Raw genomic sequence first — 20,979 nt, forward strand, 5'->3', positions numbered from 1 at the left:
CGACTTTATGGTGCTTATATGTCGGCATCATCTTCTAAGCCAGAATATTTAGCAAAATATGCAAATGATGGCAAGTCGGATACGAGATGGGAATCAGAATCCACAGGTGCGGGACAATGGTTAATGTTAGATTTGGGATCTTACGAACAGGTTACATCTGTAACAATTAATGAAGCTTTTAATGCTGTTGCCAATTGGAAATTAGAGTATTGGGCCGGTACAGAATGGCAAGAACTTACTGCGGGCACAAATTTAGGAGCAGAAAAGATTATAAGTTTTGAAGCAGTAAACACACGGAAATTACGTTTTACTGTAATTGATATGCTGGCAGGTCAAGAAAACGCTTCGGTTTCATTTACCGTATTTAAAGTAGGGGGGGCACCATCAAACGATTCAGATAATGATGGTGTTTTAAATGATCAAGATTTATGTCCGAATACTAAAGAAGGTATTGTAGTAGGGTTAACAGGCTGCGAGTTGTTTACCTTGCCCGCTAATAATTTTGAAATAGAAACTATAGGGGAAACTTGTGCCAATAAAGGAAATGGTAAGATAGTCATAAAAGCAATTGAATCTCAAAGTTATGTGGCAACTATAAATGGTAATGACTATAATTTTGTTCAAAATTTGACAATAGATAATTTGGGGCCTAATACCTATGATTTATGTATTTCTATAGTAGATAAAGGCTTTGAACAATGTTATCAAGTCAACATTGAGTCGGGTACTAGTATATCTGGTAAGATAAGTTTAGTGAAAGATAAGGCTACCGTTAATATCGAAAACGGTACAGCTCCTTTTTCGGTCATGAAGAATAATGAAATTGTATTTCAAACGGACCAGAAGAGTTTTTCATTACATGTAGAACATGGTGACGAGATTCAAATCAAAAGCGACACGGCTTGTGAAGGTGTTATTTCTGAAAGTATAGATTTGTATGGCAGCATAAAAACCTATCCAAACCCAACAAAAGGCTTATTTGAAATAGAGATTCCTATATCTTCAGAACAAGTAAGTATTGATATTTACGACATTCATTCCAGATTGTTGTCTTCAAAAGTATATTCCATACATTCAAATAAAGTCCAAGTAAATATTAGCGATAAACCTCAAGGTATTTATTTTGTAAGAATTAATACTAAGAAGCCTATGTTTTTTAATGTGATAAAAAAATAAATAAGAAGATATTATGAAGAAAGTATTAGTATATATAAGTCTTGTATTGAGTTTAGTGTATTCATGTAGTGGGGGCGGAGATGGTCCTGATGGTGGTTCAAACGAAGCGCCTTCACAACCTACTCAAGTATATCCAGATAACAATACTCTTTGTTTAGAAAATACTATTGATTTTCAGTGGAACCCATCTGTAGATGCTGAAAATCAAGTTATAACCTATAAGCTCCAAGTTTCAGAAAATAATTTATTTTCAACAATTGCTGAGGAGAGAACTACAACGTCTACTTCAACTATTATAACTTTGGAAAAAGGAAAAAGTTTTTATTGGAGGGTTAAAGCAATAGATAGTGAGAATACAGAAAGTAGCTTTTCATCAATATATCAATTTTTGACGGAAGGAAACGGGGTTTCCAACCATTTGCCTTTTAGTCCAGAACTTATCTCGCCTGCTTTTAATAGTCTTGTAAATGATTTAACGACAACTTTAAGTTGGTCTGCCAGCGATGTGGATAATGATAATTTGACTTTTGATGTGTATTTAGATACATTTAATCCTCCATCCACTAAAGTTTCAGAGAATCAAACCGCTACTACTTATGATGCCAATTTAAGTTCAGCAACAAAATATTTTTGGAAAATTGTTGTAAAAGATGAACATGGAGCTCAAAGTTTAGGGCAGACATGGAATTTTAGAGTGAACTAATTTACAGTTAGATAACAATGTTTTAATACTTATTGAACTGTAAATTGATATGAATTTAAAACGCAGAATGACGTTAATTATAGAACTTTGTAAAGGCTGTCTTAAATTAGCTAAGACAGCCTTTATAGTAATTTAATACCAAAACTGCAGTTGTTTTCATTTTTTCGTTACGTAATATATAATGCGTTTCAGTAGCCTGATTATTTATAAAAATATTTAGTGCTATAAAAAATGTAGATTAACTGGATGCGTCTAATAAATAGGTTCAAATATTCCTTATTTTAGAGGATAGGATTAAACTAAAGCCAATGTTCAATAGTTATTTTAGGAGCATATATATTGTAATTTATGTTAATTCAGTTTTGTGATTACTCCGATGGAGTGGTATTTAGCGGTTTTGGGTTTGAAAGATTGGCTTTAAAGTAAGTAATGATTTTTGAGAAATTCTTAAGAATAGCACATCTTGAGATAATTATAAATAAAACTTAAAAATTCAATAATGGAAAATTCAAGAAGAAAATTTTTATCATCAATTAGTTTGTTGGCTGTAAGCAATGTAATACCCTTGTCTGCTTTTAGTTTTAACTTGAATGACAGAAAATTAAAAATTGTACTCGTTGGTACCGGAATAAGAGGAACGAGTTTTTGGGGAAAAAGATTGGTAGAACAATATTCCGATATTCTTGAATTTGTAGGTCTGTGTGATATTAACCCGGGAAGGCTAGATTATGCAAAGAAATATATGGGTGTATCATGCCCTACATTTGTTGATTTTGATAAAATGGTACAGTCTAGTAAACCCGACTTAATTATAGTGACCACTAAAGATTCAACACATCATGAATTTATTATAAAAGGTTTAAACAAAGGCTGCGATGTTTTAACAGAGAAACCTTTAACCACAGACGAAATTAAATGTCAAGCAATTATTAATGCAGAGCGAAAATCGAATAAAAATTTAATTGTTGGATTTAATTATAGATGGAGTCCATACAATACAAAAATTAAAGAATTGCTTGCTAAAGGTAATATAGGTAGGGTTACTTCAGTAGACTTTCATTGGTATTTAAATACTTATCACGGTGCTTCATATTTCAGACGATGGCATGGCTTGAAGGAGTCGGGAGGGACTTTATGGGTTCACAAAGCAACGCATCATTTCGATTTGTTGAACTGGTGGATAGATTCTGATCCAGAGCAGGTTTTTGCTTATGGAGATTTAGAGAAATATGGCGAAAATGGAGTTTTAAGAGGTGAAAATTGTAGAACTTGTGATGTCAAGTCAGAGTGTGAGTTTTACTGGGATATTACTAAAGATAAAAGAGCCATGGATTTATATGTGAAAAATGAATCATATGATGGGTATATAAGAGATAATTGCTTGTTTAGAAAAGAAATAGATATCTATGATAAGATGTCTGCGCAGGTAAAATATAAAAATAATGTGGTATTGAACTATTCACTTACAACCTACTCTCCCTTTGAAGGTTGGCGAGTAGCTTTTAATGGAACAGAGGGAAGATTAGAAGCTCGATTAGATATTCCTTACGAAGAACACATAAGTATAAATCAGGCAGAAATGCATGCCAATGAAATGAACCAGACCTCCAATGAGGAAAATAAGTATGAACCTATTTTTGTACATAAATTATGGAATGATTTTGAAGTTGTAAAGGTGCCTTTCTCCAGAGCTGGTCATGGAGGAGGTGATGCAGCATTGCATCATAAAATATTTAAGAATCCTGATGAAAATGATCCATATGGTCGTGCAGCAGGCATACGAGATGGAGTGATGTCGAATCTAATAGGTATTGCGGCAAGAAAAAGTATTGAGACGGGTGAAATCATAAAGATTGCTGATTTAACAGATTTAGAACCAATAAAAAAGAGATCTTAAAACTTTAAATTAAATAAATATTTGTTTAAGAAATAGTATTAGGTATATGGATTGAGTACTAACCAGAAAATTATAAAAGTGACCAATATCAGTTAATAAAGAGTAAAACAGTTGGTTTAATTAAGTATTCTATGTGCTGTATTATAAAATGAAAAGCCACGTTTTGGAAGAGATAGTTCAAGTTTGGGTGCAGTTTACAAATCACTTAAATGAGTAAATTAAATCAATTGATTTGAGTCGAAATTAAGTGAAGGCATGTATTGTACTATTGTCTTGTTTTTGGAATTTTTTAAGTTTTAATGTGGTTTTCGTGAATAAAACAAAATGTATTTATTATAAGGGCTTTAGGTGAATAATATAATGGTATTTTAAATGTTAAAATTTAAAATATTTTAAGGTTTTATTATCCATAATAATAGTTTTTTAGTCCATGTTTTCTGTTTCTTAAAAAGCTAAATTAGTTATTGTCAATTGGTTTTTAGGTGTATATGTGTATTAAGTAGTATTTTAATTTACATGTGTTTTCCTAATCAAACTAAAAGATCATTAAACTTAAACTAAAAACCATTAAACTTAAATTAAATGAAACAAAAACTAATTTTACTATGCGTTCTCTTGGTAGGATATCTAGGGATTTCGCAAAACACTGTTAAGGGTGTCGTGAAAGATGTTCAAGGCATGCCCTTAATAGGTGTTAATATTGTTGAGAAGGGGACTTCCAATGGGGTGGCGACAGATTTTGATGGCAATTATTCAATTACTTTAAAATCTTCAAATGCAATCTTAGAGTTTTCGTATTTGGGTTTTCAATCACAGAGTATCCCAGTAGGTAATAAGTCTCAACTTAGCGTGGTTCTTCAGGAGGATTTAAATTCGCTTAATGAAGTGGTTGTTATTGGTTATGGAACCCAAAAAAGAAAGGATTTAACAGGATCTGTTGTAACAGTTAAAACAGAAGACTTCACTCCTGGAGCAAACTCTAATGCTGTAGAACTACTTAAAGGCACTGCTGCAGGAGTTGTAGTAACCCAAACAAATTCGGCTCCGGGAGCTACACCTGCAATCAAGATTAGAGGTGCAGGTTCCATAAATAGTAGTAATGCTGTTTTGTATGTAGTTGATGGTATTCCAGGTGTATCTCCTAACTCATTGAGTCCTGGTGATATCGAAAGTATTGAGATTTTAAAAGATGCCTCAGCATCTTCTATTTATGGTACTCGAGCGGCAAATGGTGTCGTTTTAGTAACCACCAAAAAAGGCAAAAAGGGGAAGCCAGTATTTACCTATAGTACTTATACCGGAATGCAAGAACCGGCAAAATTAATCGATGTTTTAGAGGCAAAGGATTATATGGAATTTGTTAATTTGCGTTTGAGTTGGGCCAATAGAGAGCCAGCGTATAGTGCAAGCGATATCGCCAATACAGGTCCAGGAACAAATTGGCAAGAGGAAATTACTAGACGAGCCAATGTGCAAAACCATCAAATAGGAATTTCTGGAGGAGCTGACGACGGTAGTACCTATTATTTTGGCTTGAATTATTTTGACCAGGATGGAATTGTTTTAGGCTCAGACACTAAAAAATATAATTTAAGGAGTAATATTACCTCGAAGCCTATAGAAAATTTGACTGTTAATTTTGGAATTAATTACACAAATCAAACCACAAATAGTCTCAATAATCCAACTGCGGATTCAGGATTGTTTCAATCTGCTTTAAGAATGTCTCCTGCTGTTCCTACGGGGATTGATCCAAATACGGGGCGGTACTATATTGATTCTTTCAATAATGTGGATACCCCACTAACACAAATATTGGGGCGTTCTGATGTAACTGTATTTAGAAGATTTTATTCGTTTTTACGATCAGATTACGAAATTATTGACAATTTAACAGCTACGCTTAACCTAGCGGCAGAAGATAATTCTAGCCGTCGCGATAGGTATACCAATACACTAACCATAGGAGGTTTAGGTGCTGGTGGCGTTGCTAACATTAATGCTGGGGAATCTACACACTGGTTGGTTGAAACTTTGTTAAAATACGCAAAAACCTTTAATGAAAAGCATGATTTTTCTGTGTTAGGCGGTGCCACTTGGGAAAAATTTGATTCAAAAGCAGTTGGCGCTGGTATAAGTGGTTTTCTTTCAGATGTCTTAGGAACCAATGCCTTACAGAGTGGTGATGGTGAACTTAGTGATAATGTGTCTAGTGATAGGGATGTAAACCAACTTAATGGTTTTTTAGGACGTTTAACCTATGGTTATGATGATAGGTATCTTTTAACCGCATCCCTAAGAATTGATGGATCCTCACGCTTTGCTAGGGGTAATAAATATGCCTATTTTCCTTCTGCTTCAGTAGGTTGGCGTGCATCGAATGAGGCCTTTTTAAAAAGTGCTGAATGGATAAATGACTTGAAATTTAGAGTAGGATATGGTGAGTTGGGGAATCAAGGTATTAATAACTTTGAAACCAGAACAACTTTAGTGCCTGGAGGAAACTCTGTTTTTGGAGATGTAATTGCACAGGGTGTAGTTCCACCACGTTTAGCAAATCCTAATTTGACATGGGAAACTACTTCGGAAATAAATATTGGTTTGGATTATGGTTTTGCTAATAATCGTATTAATGGCTCTGTAGATTATTTTAATAGAGTAACAAAGGACCAATTATTTAACAAGCCATTACCTTCTGTGGTTGGTTTTACAACGGTAAGAACTAATATCGGGGAAGTAACAAATTCTGGTATAGACTTTGCTTTGAACACCGAGAATTTTACTGGCAATTTTAAATGGAGTACATCGTTAACATTTTCTTACCTTAAAAATGAAGTAACTGATTTACCTGACTTTCAACAAGAAATATTTGGGGGTTATGCTTTCAATAATGCTGGTAATTATTGGGTTGTAAAAGAAGGAGCTGCCCTTCGGTCTTATTATGGATTTTTTATAGATGGTCTTTTTCAAGAGGGAGATGATATTGCAAATTCTCCAACACCTTCGGAAGGTTTTCAACCTGGAATGCCACGTTTTAGGGATGTTAGTGGTCCAGATGGTGTGCCAGACGGTAAAATTACGGCAGACGATAGATCAGTTTTAGGATCTCCATTTCCAGATTATACTTTTGGTATTCGCAATCAATTTAGATATAAAAACTTTACCTTAGATGTGTTTATTAATGGTTCTCAAGGAGCTGAAACATTTGATGCATATATTGCTGAAACCATCTATCCTCAAAATCTCTATGGAAATACCTTTTCTACTTTTTATTTTGATAGATGGACGCCAGAAAATCCAAATACTAATATTCCTTCTGGACAAAATTTTTCACTTTATGGAGGACAACAAGTAGTTAATTCATTGAACGTTGTTGATGTGTCCTATGTGCGATTAAAAAATGTGACGCTGTCTTATAGATTGCCATTAGCTAATAATAGATTGTTTTCAGATTTAAATATATATGTAGCAGCAGACAATCTTGCTACATGGACAGACTTTCTTGGATATGACCCGGAAGCCAGTATTTTTGGAGATAGTTTAGAATCAAAATCTTATAATAGTTACCCTTTAGCACGCACCTTTAGATTGGGAATAGATGTTAAATTTTAAAAAAAAACTTATGAAAAAATACTTTTTAAAAACCAACGTTTTGATAATATTCTCGGTAATGTTATTATCTAATCTTAGTTGTACAGACTTCTTAGAAGAAGAGGTATATACGGAGTACGATCCAGATGCTTTTTTAGCAACACAAGCAGGTGTTGATGCTTTGCTAACTGGGGTTTATTCGGCGTCAACCATTACAGGATTTCAAGCCAGAAATAATTATAATATTTTAAGTGAATTTGTTACAGATATTGCTTTTGAAACCGATGGTGGCTTGGCAAGTCAATTGAAACCTGTGCAAGAATTTAACTGGAACCCGAGTATTCCGTATATAAATGAGCTTTGGAATCAGATGTACCAAGCGATTGCCAGAGCAAATAATGTTATAAATGTTGCCAATTCATTAAGCTCTACTGATCAAGCTGTGGTTGATAAAATAATAGCTGAATGTCGCTTTATTAGAGGCTATGCTTATTTTTATCTACATAGCTTTTTTGGGCCAACACCTATTATAGAGATTCCTGCCGGCGCTAGTCTGGATGAAATAGAAGCCATAGGGAAGTCAACTCCAAGAGCGACAGAGACAGAGTATAGGACTTATGTTGAGGCAGATTTCCAGTATGCAGCATCAATATTAGCTGCTGGAGGCTTGAGTAGTAGAGCAAACAAAGGTAATGCCTATGCAGCCTTGACTAAATTCTATTTAGCCAACAAAGAATGGCAGAAAGCAGCAGATGCTGCGAATGTTGTTTTAGGCATGGGGTACACACTGTATGGAGATTATACTAAGCTGTTTTCTATAGAGGGTGAGAATAATAATGAATTTATTTTAAGAACCGAATGTAAGGTTGGTTCTAATCAGGTTAACATATATATGGCACATGCATTTCCACAGAATTATAATGTATTGCCTAACTGGACTAATTTTGGAGCACAATTTAGAACTTATACAGCCTTTATTGATACGTTTGAAGGGCAAGATGAAAGAAGAAAGCTCTTCCTTACAGAGCATGTTCCTAGAAATACCACTACAGTAAAATATTTACTTAGAAATCCTACCACCGGAGTAGCGCTTAATGATGCACGTAGCTTTAAATTTACCCCTGATCCTGATGCTGTAAACACCCAACATGGAAATGATATTCCTGTAATACGTTTGGCAGATATCATTTTGTCTAGAGCTGAGGCTTTAAATGAGTTGAATGGACCTACACAGCCGGCTATAGATCTTATTAACCAGGTTAGAAATCGAGCTAAAGCGACCCCTATATCGTTAGGTGACTATGCAACAAAAGAATCATTAAGAGATTTTTTATTAGCGGAGAGAGCAAGAGAGCTTTATACAGAGGCTACTAGAAGAGATGATTTAGTAAGACATGGTAAGTTTGTTTCAAGTGCCGTAGAAAGAGGTTGGCCAGCAAAAGAGTATATGAATGTATATCCTATTCCTCAACAGCAAATGGATAATAATCCTAATTTAGAACAAAACCCAGGTTATAATTAAATTTTGTAATTAAGTAGTGTAATATTAAAGAGGACCATTTTATTTACAAAGTAAAATGGTCTTTCTTTATTTACATGTTATTAGTAGATTTCAATTTGCAAAATGTATTAATTGTATTTTGGTGAAAGAACCCCTGTTGGTTTGGTTATACGTTCTATAGTTTACTTAATAACGATTATCTTCTAATTATTCCAGTTGTTATTTCAAACTTTTAATAAGGTTTAAGTGTGTTTTCTTACAACAAAGATTGACCTTTATTTTAGTTTGTTTTAAAAGAAATAGATCTTTATTAAACATTGATAGGATATTCACGGAATAATTAAGTCATATTATCCATACTTTTAGTTTTTGAGTCTATTTTTATTAATTTAATCAAATATATTTTTGGAAAAATATATAATTAAATATTTCCTGTTTATTGGAGTTTACTTATGTTTTTGTATAACAGAATGAATTTTTTGAAAATGAATTTGAAAGTGTAACTAGTTTAATAAAATTGTCTATGTTGTGCTAATGGTATTTCTTGATTAAAATTAAAACCATTTTTTTTGAAGAAATGGTTTATACGTAGTATAACCAAAGACAGTATCTTCTTTTGGGATTATTCCTGTTAAAGACAAGATGGCGCAGTTTTATAATTATGTTTAACCGTCGATTGCGCTATAGTTTTAGATAGTGATATGATTTCTATATCGGCAAAAGTAAATTGATAAAAAATAATAAAGAAAAATAAAATACAATGAATAAAAGCGTGCAAATAGCGTTACTGTTAGTTCTTCCTTTTTTTTGCATAGGACAGAGTAAAAACACTTATAGTTTGAATATTGATGTTCCAGAAAAGAAAATAACAACAGGTCATTTAGATTTAGGGGGAACTAATCCAAGCGGAGAAAAAATAGATGTTAATAGCTATTACATTACGCTTAATGGTAAGCCATTCGTACCAGTTTTAGGAGAATTTCACTACTCAAGATACCCTTCTACTTATTGGGAGGAATCCATTCAGAAAATGAAAGCAGGAGGAATTAATGTTATTGCAACCTATGTGTTCTGGAATATACATGAACGAACAGAGGGTGTTTTTGACTGGTCAAACGATTTAAATTTAAGAAGATTTATAGAGCTGTGTGAAAAGAACGATATTTATCTAATTGTTCGTATGGGACCATTTTGTCACGGTGAAATGCGTAATGGGGGTATTCCAGATTGGATGTATGGTAGAACTTTTGAAGTTCGCTCGAATAATGAAGAATATTTTGCATATGTTGACAAGTTATACGAAGAAATTGGAAAACAGTGCCACGGATTATTGTATAAAGATGGAGGGCCAATTATTGGTGTTCAATTAGAGAATGAGTTTCAAAGTTCTGCGGCGCCATGGGAAATTACGTACCCTAAAGCAAAGAAAGAGTATACGGTAGCTCAAAAAAATGCAGCAGTAACACACGAACAAATTTCACATGATAACAAAAACAATTTACATGGAGAAGAAGGAAAAGCACATATGGCTACCCTCAAAAAAATAGCCATTAAACATGGAATAGACGTGCCTTTATACACAGCAACTGGATGGAGTAATGCGGCAATTGTTGATAAGGGGAGTATTCCTGTAACCGCTGGTTATGTTTATCCTTTCTGGACGAATCCGTCACCATCTTCTTTTTATTTATTTAAAGATATTCATAAGACTCCTGATTATTCCCCTGCAAGTTATAATACAGAGCTTTATCCTTCAATACCCGCAGAAATCGGTCCAGGTATACAGGTAATTTATGGCAGAAGACCAATCGTAGACCCCGTAAGTGTGCTCCCTCTCATGGTACGTATTATTGGCAGTGGGTCTAATGGTATTGGATATTATATGTATCATGGAGGTTCTACACCTATTTTTGATGGTAAATTTTACAATGAAGAAGTTAACGGAATTCCTAAAGTAAACTATGACTTTCAAGCACCTATCGGGCAATATGGGCAGACCAGATATCATTATAATAGCTTGAAAACGTTGCACATGTTTTTGGACGCTTACGGAGAAAAACTAGCGCCAATGCAAACGGTACTACCTAAGACTAACGCGGACATAAAACCAGAAAACACCGAGACTTTGCGATATGCTGTAAGGTCTAAGAATGACAGTGGTTTTCTATTTATGATTAACTTTCAAGATCACCTTGAATATTCAGATATAAATAATACAAGTGTTGAAGTAAAAACAGTCAAAGAGACCATTCGTTTCCCAAATGCAGGTACTTTTGACTTAAAGAAGACAGTTAGTGCTATTTTTCCATTCAATCTGAAGTTAGGAAATACTACATTAAAGTCAGCAACCGTTCAGCCGCTAACGATACTGAATGCTAAAAATAAAAATTATTATGTGTTCTATTCATTAGAAGGCATTACGCCAGAATTATTGATTGATGGAGGTGCAGAGCTTACTAAAGTTCAAAATGCTTCAAGAACTAAAGAAAAGGGATATTGTATCGTAAGGGGAAAGAATAAGGAAGTGTTTTCATTTCAAAATGGAAAAGATGAGTTTATTGTGATTCCTTATGAGATGGCCTTGAAGTCGACAAAGATTGGAGATCAATTAATATTTTCTGAAGGAACAATTACAAGTGATGGAAATCAATTGAGTTTGGTGACGAGAGAAACCAATTCTCAGCTTCATTTTTACCCAGATTTAAACGAAGTTCCTAAAATTTCTTTTGCTACCCTAGAGAAGGCTAAACCCATGCTTTTAGGAGGTTCGTCTTATAAGGTCGTATTTGAAGAACCAGCAGAGCCTATCATTCAAATAAAACAAGTTACCGATCGTAAATACTCAATTACCACAACAGGTAAATTAGATAATTTGAACGATGTGTATCTAGAAGTAGATTATGTGGGAGATAGAGGAATGGCATTTGTTGATGGTTTATTAGTGACAGATCATTTTTATCATGAGAGTAAATGGGAAATAGGCATGAAATCGTTTTTGCCTAAGCTGGCTGAAAAGGAAATGGTATTGATTTTCCATCCATTATACAAGAATCAGGAGTGTTTAATCTTTTTTTCCAATTTACCTGAGTTTATCGATGGCAAATTTTTGAAAGTTAAAAATATTAAATCAATTAATGAATATAAGGCTATTATGAGTTTTTAGGTACTTCAAGTATCCTTTAAAGAATAATGTATTGATTTTTATTACAAATCAAAATAAAACCCAAAATAGATTTTTCTCTTTCCATTTTTTTACATTCAGAGAGTGTGCTTTTCTCAAGCGAGTCTGTATTTGTTATGAAATAAATATTAATGTTTTGTCATTTAGGATATTGTCTTTGTTTAAGACAGATATAGAACTCTTTGTTTATCTATGATGCTATAAAGATTATAGTCCATATCTAAGGTTTTACTGTCTATTTATTTTATAAGTTTTACTTCTAAATTTGTCAAAATGGAGAATGCTGTGATTTTAGAATTAAGTAAATTCAGTACAGATTTTAATTATTTGCTTTTGATAAGTATTCAGGATTTGTAAAAGAGGAATATGTCAGAAGATAATGATTCAAACATTATATCAATTAAATGAAAAATAGGAATAAGTTTAGTTTGGTTAGTTGTCTTTGTTTAGCAGCCATTTTTTTAAATGGCTGCAAAGTCAAAGATGGCAGCACTTCGTTAAACAAAGCTATTAAACAACCTAATATATTATTTATTCTAGCAGACGATTTAGGTGTACATGATTTAAGTTATACAGGGAGTAAATATTACGAAACACCAAACATTGATCGTATTGCTAAAGAAGGAGTAGAATTTACTCAGGGATATGCAGCTTGTCAGGTTTGTAGTCCATCTAGAGTAAGTCTTATGACAGGGCAATTCCCCGCTCGTCATGGTGTTACAGATTGGATTGGTGCAGCATCAGGAAAGCAGTGGGTTAAAAACCACAACAGTAAAGTAATGCCTGCAAATTATGAGCATGCTTTGAAAGCAGAGGATTTAACATTGGCAGAGGCTTTGAAAGCAGATGGCTATAAAACCTTTTTCGCAGGAAAGTGGCATATGGGAGACGACCCGGTAAATCCTGAAAACAATGGTTTTGATATAAACAAAGGAGGATGGGAAGTAGGTAGTCCTAATGGGGGGTATTATGCACCATGGAAAAATCCTAAATTAGATTATAAATTCGAAGGTGAGAATTTAACTATGCGTTTAGCTCAGGAAACGGCTGATTTTATTACTGAAAATAAAGATGAACGTTTTTTTGCGTATTTATCGTTTTATGCGGTACACGGCCCAATAGAGACTACGCAGGAAAAATGGAAGAAATATAGAGATAAAGCTGATAAATTAGGGATTGCTGATGCAGGTTTTGAAATGGAACGCGTTTTACCAATTAGAGTTAGGCAAGATAATCCGGTATATGCTGGTTTGGTAGAAACTATGGATGATGCCGTAGGCCTTGTTTTAAATAAACTGAAAGAGCTTGGTTTAGATGAAAATACTATTGTTGTTTTTACTTCGGATAACGGTGGAGTCGCCAGTGGAGATGCCTTTTCAACGTCAAACTTACCATTAAGAGGAGGTAAAGGGTATCAATGGGAAGGTGGTATTCGAGAACCCTATTTAATAAAAGTCCCATCAATTAAAAATGGTCCAAATAAAATTGATTACCCTGTATCTGGAATTGATTTTTACCCAACCCTTCTAAGTTTAGCGGGAGTGAATGCAAAGCCAACTCAAAAGATAGACGGAATTAACCTGGAACCCTTACTGAGAGGAGATAATATTGAAAGTAGAGCTTTATTTTGGCATTATCCACATTATGGAAATCAGGGAGGAGAACCATCTAGTATCATAAGAAAAGAAAACTGGAAGTTGATACATTATTATGAAGATGGTCGAGATGAATTATACGATTTATCAAAAGATGTAAGTGAACAAGATGATGTTTCTAATGATAATCTTGAGATAAGCAAAGCGTTGAGAGCCGAGTTAGATGCCTTTCTAGTTGAAACTAATGCTAAAATACCTGAGATTAATATGGCTTTTGATGAGACCAAAGCAGAGAAACAGTATGAGTATAGAAAAACTAAAATGCTACAGAAGTTAGAAAAGGAACGAAAGGATTTCTTAGATAAAGATTTTAAACCAAACCAAGATTGGTGGAATAGTAATTTAACAAAAGACTAATTATAAAAACGAAAATAAAAAGCCAACTAAACATTATGGAGAACACTAAATTTAATTTTACCTATTTAATTTTTTTGGCCTTGGTCTCTGCCATGGGGGGATTTTTGTTTGGCTATGACTGGGTCGTTATAGGCGGAGCAAAACCTTTTTACGAGCTTTATTTCGATATTAGCGCCATGCCTACTTTACAAGGTTGGGCTATGAGTAGTGCTTTAATAGGTTGTATTTTTGGTGCTGTTATTTCAGGTGTTGTTGCTGATCGGTTCGGAAGAAAAGTCCCGTTAATTTTTTCGGCAGCATTATTTACTATTTCAGCTTTTGGTACAGGATATGTGGATCATTTTACACCGTTCATCATTTACAGATTAATAGGAGGATTGGGTATTGGCTTGGCTTCAACGTTATCACCTATGTATATTGCCGAAATAGCCCCGGCTAAATATCGGGGACAGTTTGTAGCTATTAATCAATTAACAATAGTGATAGGTATTTTAGCAGCACAAATTGTTAATTATTTTATAGCTGATGCAATACCAGATTCTAGTACTACAGAAAACATTTTAAATTCATGGAACGGACAAATGGGATGGAGATGGATGTTTTGGGCGGAATTGGTGCCCGCACTTGCATTTTTCATTTTAATGTTTTTAGTTCCTAAAAGTCCGAGGTTTTTGGTTAAGATCAATAAAAGCGTCTCAGCAAGAAATGTACTGTTTAAAATTGGAGGTGAAGCCTATGCTCAACAGGCATTGGCAAATATAGAGGGAACACTTAAACAGAGTTCTAATGGGAAAATTAGTTTTTCAGAATTAAGGTCGCCAAAAATAAAACCTATTCTGGTAGTAGGTATTGTGTTGGCTGTATTTCAGCAGTGGTGCGGTATAAATATCATTTTTAATTATGCTGAAGAAATATTTACAGCAGCGGGTTATAGTGTTGGTGATATGCTGTTTAATATAGTTATAACCGGAAGTGTGAATTTAATTTTTACTTTCATAGCGATGCGAACAGTTGATAGCTGGGGAAGAAGAAAATTAATGCTTCTTGGTTCTGTTGGTTTAGCCGTAGTTTATGCCATTTTAGGAGGAGCTTATTATTTTGAATTTACTGGATGGCCAGTGTTACTTTTGGTTATAATGGCGATTGGTATTTATGCCATGTCGTTAGCTCCTATAACATGGGTCGTATTATCCGAAATATTTCCTAATAGATTAAGAGGAGTAGCGATGTCTATAGCAACGTTTTCACTTTGGATTGCTTCGTTTATTTTAACCTTTACTTTTCCTATATTAAATAACGCTTTAGGGGCATCAGGAACCTTCTGGGTTTATAGTTTAATATGTGTTTCTGGATTTTTGTTTGTTAAAAATAAATTACCAGAAACTAAAGGTAAAAGTTTAGAAGAGATTGAAATGGAATTGTTAAATGATGATAAAAAGTAGCGACATGTTTCTCAACTATAAATTAACTAAAAAATTGTTTTTATTTTCAGTGCTTTTGATATTCAATGTCGGGTACGGTCAAATCGCAAGTAAAAATGGCTATTTGGATAATGTAAAACAAGAACTTCGGATAAAGTGGCCAAATAACCGTACAATCAATTTAGTTTTTCACGGACACTCAGTACCCACTGGATATACAACAAAAGGAGTTACAGATCGATTAAATGCTTATCCGTTTCTTACTTTAAAACATGTAAACAATCACTATCCTTATTCTGTAGTAAACACGATTACAACCTCTATTGGAGGAGAACAATCAGAACAAGGAGCAAAGCGTTTTAATAATGAAGTATTGATACATAAACCTGATGTTCTTTTTATAGATTATGCTCTAAATGATAGGAGTATAGGGTTAGATAGGGCAAAGGAGGCATGGGAGCAAATGATACAAGAAGCTATTCAATATGGTACTAAAGTTATTTTGTTGACACCTACTCCAGATTTACGTGAAGATATCGCTTCTGATGATACAGATTTAGCCAAACATAGTCATCAAATTAGGGCGTTAGCAAAGAAATATAATGTTGGTTTAGTCGATAGTTATGCACTTTTTAAAGAGATTGCAAAAACAGAAGGTTTGTCAGGGTTGATGTCCCAAAATAATCATATTAATCAGAAAGGACATCAGTTTGTAGCCGATGCTATTTTTGAGTATTTCACTTATAGTAATAAATAAAAATTTATAAAGCCCACAGCATAAGTAATTAAACCTTTGTTAACTACACAAAAGTCTAAATAGGGAGGAAAAGCAGGTCTCTTCAATATTTAACTAAAACTATTTTAACCAATTAAAAGTTTAAGTGTAGTCAGCATAAATTATATACAACTAAACTAAATTGAAATGAAAACAAAGAAATTTACATTATTGGTAATCGTGTTTGTTCTCTGTGGCGAAGCATATTCGCAAATTGCGGATATAAATACGTATTTGCGTCCAATCGTAACAGAGTTCCAAAAAGAGTGGCCAAACAACCAAACTATGAATCTTGTTTTTCATGGCCACAGCGTTCCAACTGGTTATTTTAAGACACCTGATGTTCGTACCTTAGAAGCTTATCCTTACCTCACCTTAGTAAATTTAAAAGGGTTGTATCCATATGCAGTAATTAATACAATTACAACATCTATAGGAGGCGAACAATCAGAAAAGGGAGAGACCAGATTTACATCTGAAGTGTTAACCATGCTTCCGAAGGTTGTATTTATCGACTACGCTATTAATGATCGTGGTATTGGTTTAGAACGAGCAAGAGCAGCTTGGATTAAAATGATAGAGTCCGCCATTAATTATGGATGTAAGGTTATGCTAATGACACCAACCCCCGTAAGTAATGAAGATTTATTAGACGAACAAAGTCCATTAGCTCTTCATGCAGCACAAATTAGAGAATTAGCAGGAATATATCATGTTGGTTTAGTAGATAGTTTTAAGGCATTTCAGGATTTGGCAAATACAGGAACCGATTTGTCTAATTATTATGCGCAACCGGTTCATGTCAATGAAAAGGGGCATTTAGTGGTTGCGGAAGAAATAAAAAAATGGTTTGACTTCTCTCAGGCATCAGTTAGTTCATCTTATCATTATGATTTTGAAACTAACGATGAAACTACAACTTTCGATAAAATAAATAATGCGGAAGCTACATTTTTAGGTTCAAGTATACTTGCTGATGATGTTAGAGGAAATGTACTTTCATTACCTACAGCAAATGCTAGTTTAAAAATAATAGAAAATCCATTTAATAAAATCAATTATTCCATTTCATTCTGGATTAAATTAAAAGTTGAAGAATTCAATAAATACGCTTTCTATTTTACAGAACAAAGTGGAAAACATTTGTTAGGATTAACAAAAGAGAACTGGTTTACTCCGAAACAATTTTGTTTTTACAATCAAGGTGTATCAGGGATTTGTGGAACAGCTGAAAAGTTAAATACAGAGGTATGGACTCATTTAGTGATCGTTGGCGATGGAGCAACGGCAACTATGTATCAAAATGGAACCAAAAGAAGCACTAGAACTTTAGCTCTTTCTGAACTAAATTTTACTGATTTTTATGTAGGGACCCCAACAAATTCTTCTGCAATATTTTACATGGATGATCTTATGTTTTTCCCAAACATGTTAACAGATCAGGAAATTATAGACTTATATAATACACAAAAAGCAGATGGAACACTAACTAGTAAATTGATTGATGGGAGTAAGCCTGTTAGTTATTATCCAAATCCAGTTAGAGTAAATGAAAATTTGGAGATAGATTTATCTGGGTTTAAAAGTTTAGAGCCAATTAATTTTTCTGTTTCAACTCTTGAGGGGAAAATGATTTTCTCGAAGATAATTTCAATAGAAGAACAAAAAGGTTTTAAATACAAAGTGACACAAGAAGGTGTTTTAATATTAACATTGAGTAATGGAAATCAGAAGGAATCCTTTAAGATTATAGTTAAATAGCTATTAAAGAACCAAATCGATTATATAAGTTTTAGTATTTGACCAATTCTTTTCGATTTCTCCATAATTAATAAAAGAATAAATCAATTAAATAATGATTAGTACACAAGTTTTAAGAATGTTTTTTTTCAGCATTGCGCTTATAATGTTTCATTCTTGTAAGAACGAAGAGGAATTAAAGATAAATCTGTCCGGTGAATGGCGTTTTAAAATAGACTCATTAGATGCTGGTATAGAAGAAAAGTGGTATCAAAAAGCGTTGCCGGAAGTAGTTTCTTTACCTGGATCCATGGCTCAAAATGGTAAAGGAAATGATATTACGGTCGATACTAAATGGACTGGTAATATGTGGAATGATAGCTTATGGTATACAGACCCTGAAATGAAAAAGTACAGAGAGAAAGGTAATGTAAAAGTACCATTCTGGTTAACCCCTGTTAAAGAATATACAGGTCCGGCATGGTATCAAAAGGAAGTTAGTATTCCTGAGTCCTGGAGCGATAGAGCTATTAGTTTAAATTTAGAACGAGTACATTGGGAATCTACACTTTGGGTTGATGATCAAGTTGTAGGATCAGAGAATAGTTTGGCTACTTCACATAGTTATAATTTAAGTGAATATTTATCTCCGGGTAAACATGTATTAACAATTAGGATTGATAATAGAGTTAAAGATATTGACGTAGGTTTAGATGCGCATAGTATTTCAGACAATACACAGACTAATTGGAATGGAATAATTGGAGATATTTCACTATCAGCCGTTTCAAAGCTAAGTATTGGACAGGTAAAAATGTATCCTGATGTATCAAATAAAAAAGTTAGGATTGCTGTTCAAATTGAGAATCGTACAGGTTTGGAGCAAGAGGTAGAATTAACCCTGCAGGCTAAAGAAAAATCGGGGATAGGAGAAACTCTTCCAGAAATAAATAAAACTATACAAGTTTCTGGTATAACAACAATAGAGTTAGAGTATCCTATGGGGGACAACCCTAAACTTTGGGACGAATTTAATCCTAATTTATATGATATGTACTTTTCGTTGCGTTCGGAAACTGGTTTAAACAAAAAGATAGAAACCTTTGGGATGCGCGATTTTAAAACGAAGGGGACAATTTTTACGATTAATAACCGTCCAGTGTTTTTAAGAGGTACCTTAGAGTGCGCTATTTTCCCATTAACAGGTTATCCACCAACCGATATTGATGCTTGGAAACGTATTTACAAAATTATTCAAAATCACGGTCTCAATCACATGCGCTTTCATTCTTGGTGTCCACCAAAAGCAGCTTTTACGGCCGCAGATGAAATGGGGGTCTATTTACAGGTAGAAGCCTCGGCTTGGGCAACGATTGGAGATGGTAAACCTGTTGATAAATGGCTTTATAAGGAAGCTGAAGATATCATTAATACCTATGGAAATCACCCATCTTTTGTTATGATGGCCTATGGTAATGAGCCTAGCGGTGATAACCACAAAGATTATTTGGTAAAGTTTGTAGATCATTTTAAATCATTTGATAATAGACGTGTTTATACAAGTGGAGCGGGCTGGCCTTATATAGATAATGCCGATTATTTTAATACCGCAAATCCAAGAATACAACATTGGAATGCACAACTAAATAGTATTATTAATAAGAATCCTCCGCAAACCACTTTTGATTTTAAAAAGATTATTGATAGTAAACCAATGCCAACGGTAAGTCATGAAATAGGTCAATGGTGCGTGTATCCTAACTTCAAGGAAATGTCTAAGTATACAGGGGTTTTAAAACCAAAGAATTTTGAGATTTTTAAAGAATCATTGGAAGAAAACGGGATGTTAGAATTGGCAGATAGTTTATTGTTAGCATCAGGTAAGTTACAAACCCTTTGTTATAAGGCAGATATTGAGGCAGCGTTACGAACCAAGGATTTTGCAGGATTTCAATTACTGGATTTGCATGATTTTCCAGGTCAAGGGACAGCCTTGGTAGGAGTTTTGGATGCATTTTGGGATGAAAAGGGGTATGTTACGCCTGAGGAATATAGCAGATTTTGTAATGAAACGGTTCCCTTAGTGCGCTTAGAAAAGCGAATTTTCAAAAATACCGATACATTAAAGGCCTCTGTTGAGGTGGCACATTTTGGAGCTGAAGAACTTACTGGAGTTATACCAACTTGGAAAATTACAGATGATAAAGGCGCCTCTGTTTTTAATGGACAATTTGATAAAATAGATATTGTTATTGGAAATGGTATTCAATTAGGAAACATAGGAGTGGCATTTAACAGTATTAATAAAGGTCAAAAACTAACTTTAACGGTTGATGTTTCTGGGTTTGAAAATTCATGGGATGTGTGGGTGTATCCAAAGAAAAAAGAAAAAATAGAAAAAGAAAACATCGTAAAGGTTGTAAATAATTTAGACGCAAGTACTCTTAGTTATTTACAAAAAGGAGGGAAAGTCCTTTTAAACGTTACTAAGGGAGATATAGCTCCAGAAATGGGTGGAGATATAGGAGTAGGTTTTTCTAGTATATTTTGGAATACGTCTTGGACAAAAGGACAAAAACCACATACTCTTGGTATTTTATGCAATCCTGAACATCCAGCATTAGCTCATTTCCCAAGCGAATATCATTCCAATTGGCAATGGTGGGATGCCATGAGTCATTCAAATGCAATTGTGTTAGATCATTTACCAAAGGAATTAACACCTATTATAAGAATTGTTGACGATTGGTTTGAAAACCGTAAAACAGCGCTGATTTTTGAAGCTAAAGTGGGTAAAGGAAGTTTGTTAATGTCTGGAATAGACTTACATACTGATTTAGAAAATAGACTTGAAGCTCAGCAACTATTGTATAGTTTAAAAAGTTATATGATAAGTGAAGACTTCAATCCTAAAGTAAATTTATCCGCAGAACAAATCAAAGCATTATTAAAGTAATAACAGCCTTCTGTAGTTTGAAGGAA

Annotated in this window: 11 protein-coding genes; all 11 read left to right on the forward strand. The window is 33.9% G+C overall.

The window, feature by feature from the left end; translation table 11 throughout:
• On the forward strand, positions 1-1,176 hold a 1,176-nt coding region (locus tag ICJ84_RS05095; RefSeq protein WP_188215255.1), incomplete at its 5' end, for a discoidin domain-containing protein.
• Between the two features lie 13 nt (positions 1,177-1,189).
• The gene (locus tag ICJ84_RS05100) at positions 1,190-1,879 is read left to right on the forward strand and encodes a fibronectin type III domain-containing protein (RefSeq protein ID WP_188215256.1); all 690 of its coding nucleotides are present in this window, start codon (positions 1,190-1,192) and stop codon (positions 1,877-1,879) included.
• A gap of 586 nt (positions 1,880-2,465) precedes the next feature.
• Positions 2,466-3,776: a Gfo/Idh/MocA family oxidoreductase gene (locus ICJ84_RS05105; RefSeq protein WP_241748687.1), complete on the forward strand. Its 1,311-nt coding sequence runs from the start codon at positions 2,466-2,468 to the stop codon at positions 3,774-3,776.
• Positions 3,777-4,358: 582 nt separating this feature from the next.
• Entirely contained in the window at positions 4,359-7,388 is a 3,030-nt protein-coding gene (locus tag ICJ84_RS05110; protein WP_188215258.1) for a SusC/RagA family TonB-linked outer membrane protein, read from the forward strand.
• A gap of 10 nt (positions 7,389-7,398) precedes the next feature.
• Positions 7,399-8,889 carry a RagB/SusD family nutrient uptake outer membrane protein gene (locus tag ICJ84_RS05115; RefSeq protein WP_188215259.1) on the forward strand — a complete coding sequence of 497 codons (1,491 nt, stop codon included), beginning with the start codon at positions 7,399-7,401 and terminating at the stop codon, positions 8,887-8,889.
• An 817-nt stretch (positions 8,890-9,706) separates the two neighbouring features.
• Positions 9,707-12,031, forward strand: a complete 2,325-nt coding sequence (locus ICJ84_RS05120; RefSeq protein WP_188215260.1) for a beta-galactosidase — start codon at positions 9,707-9,709, stop codon at positions 12,029-12,031.
• A 422-nt stretch (positions 12,032-12,453) separates the two neighbouring features.
• On the forward strand, positions 12,454-14,061 hold the full coding sequence (locus ICJ84_RS05125; protein WP_188215261.1) for a sulfatase: 1,608 nt from the start codon (positions 12,454-12,456) through the stop codon (positions 14,059-14,061).
• Positions 14,062-14,075: 14 nt separating this feature from the next.
• Complete coding sequence (locus ICJ84_RS05130; RefSeq protein WP_317173657.1) at positions 14,076-15,503, forward strand: sugar porter family MFS transporter; 1,428 nt, start codon at positions 14,076-14,078, stop codon at positions 15,501-15,503.
• A 4-nt stretch (positions 15,504-15,507) separates the two neighbouring features.
• A complete protein-coding gene (locus ICJ84_RS05135) occupies positions 15,508-16,239 on the forward strand; it encodes an SGNH/GDSL hydrolase family protein (protein ID WP_188215262.1) in 732 nt (243 codons plus the stop codon).
• Between the two features lie 165 nt (positions 16,240-16,404).
• Positions 16,405-18,018: a LamG-like jellyroll fold domain-containing protein gene (locus tag ICJ84_RS05140; protein ID WP_188215263.1), complete on the forward strand. Its 1,614-nt coding sequence runs from the start codon at positions 16,405-16,407 to the stop codon at positions 18,016-18,018.
• A gap of 94 nt (positions 18,019-18,112) precedes the next feature.
• Complete coding sequence (locus ICJ84_RS05145; protein ID WP_194408531.1) at positions 18,113-20,953, forward strand: sugar-binding domain-containing protein; 2,841 nt, start codon at positions 18,113-18,115, stop codon at positions 20,951-20,953.
• The last annotated feature ends 26 nt before the right edge of the window (positions 20,954-20,979 follow it).

Source organism: Aestuariibaculum suncheonense (genome assembly GCF_014596935.1).
Taxonomy (GTDB): domain Bacteria; phylum Bacteroidota; class Bacteroidia; order Flavobacteriales; family Flavobacteriaceae; genus Aestuariibaculum; species Aestuariibaculum suncheonense.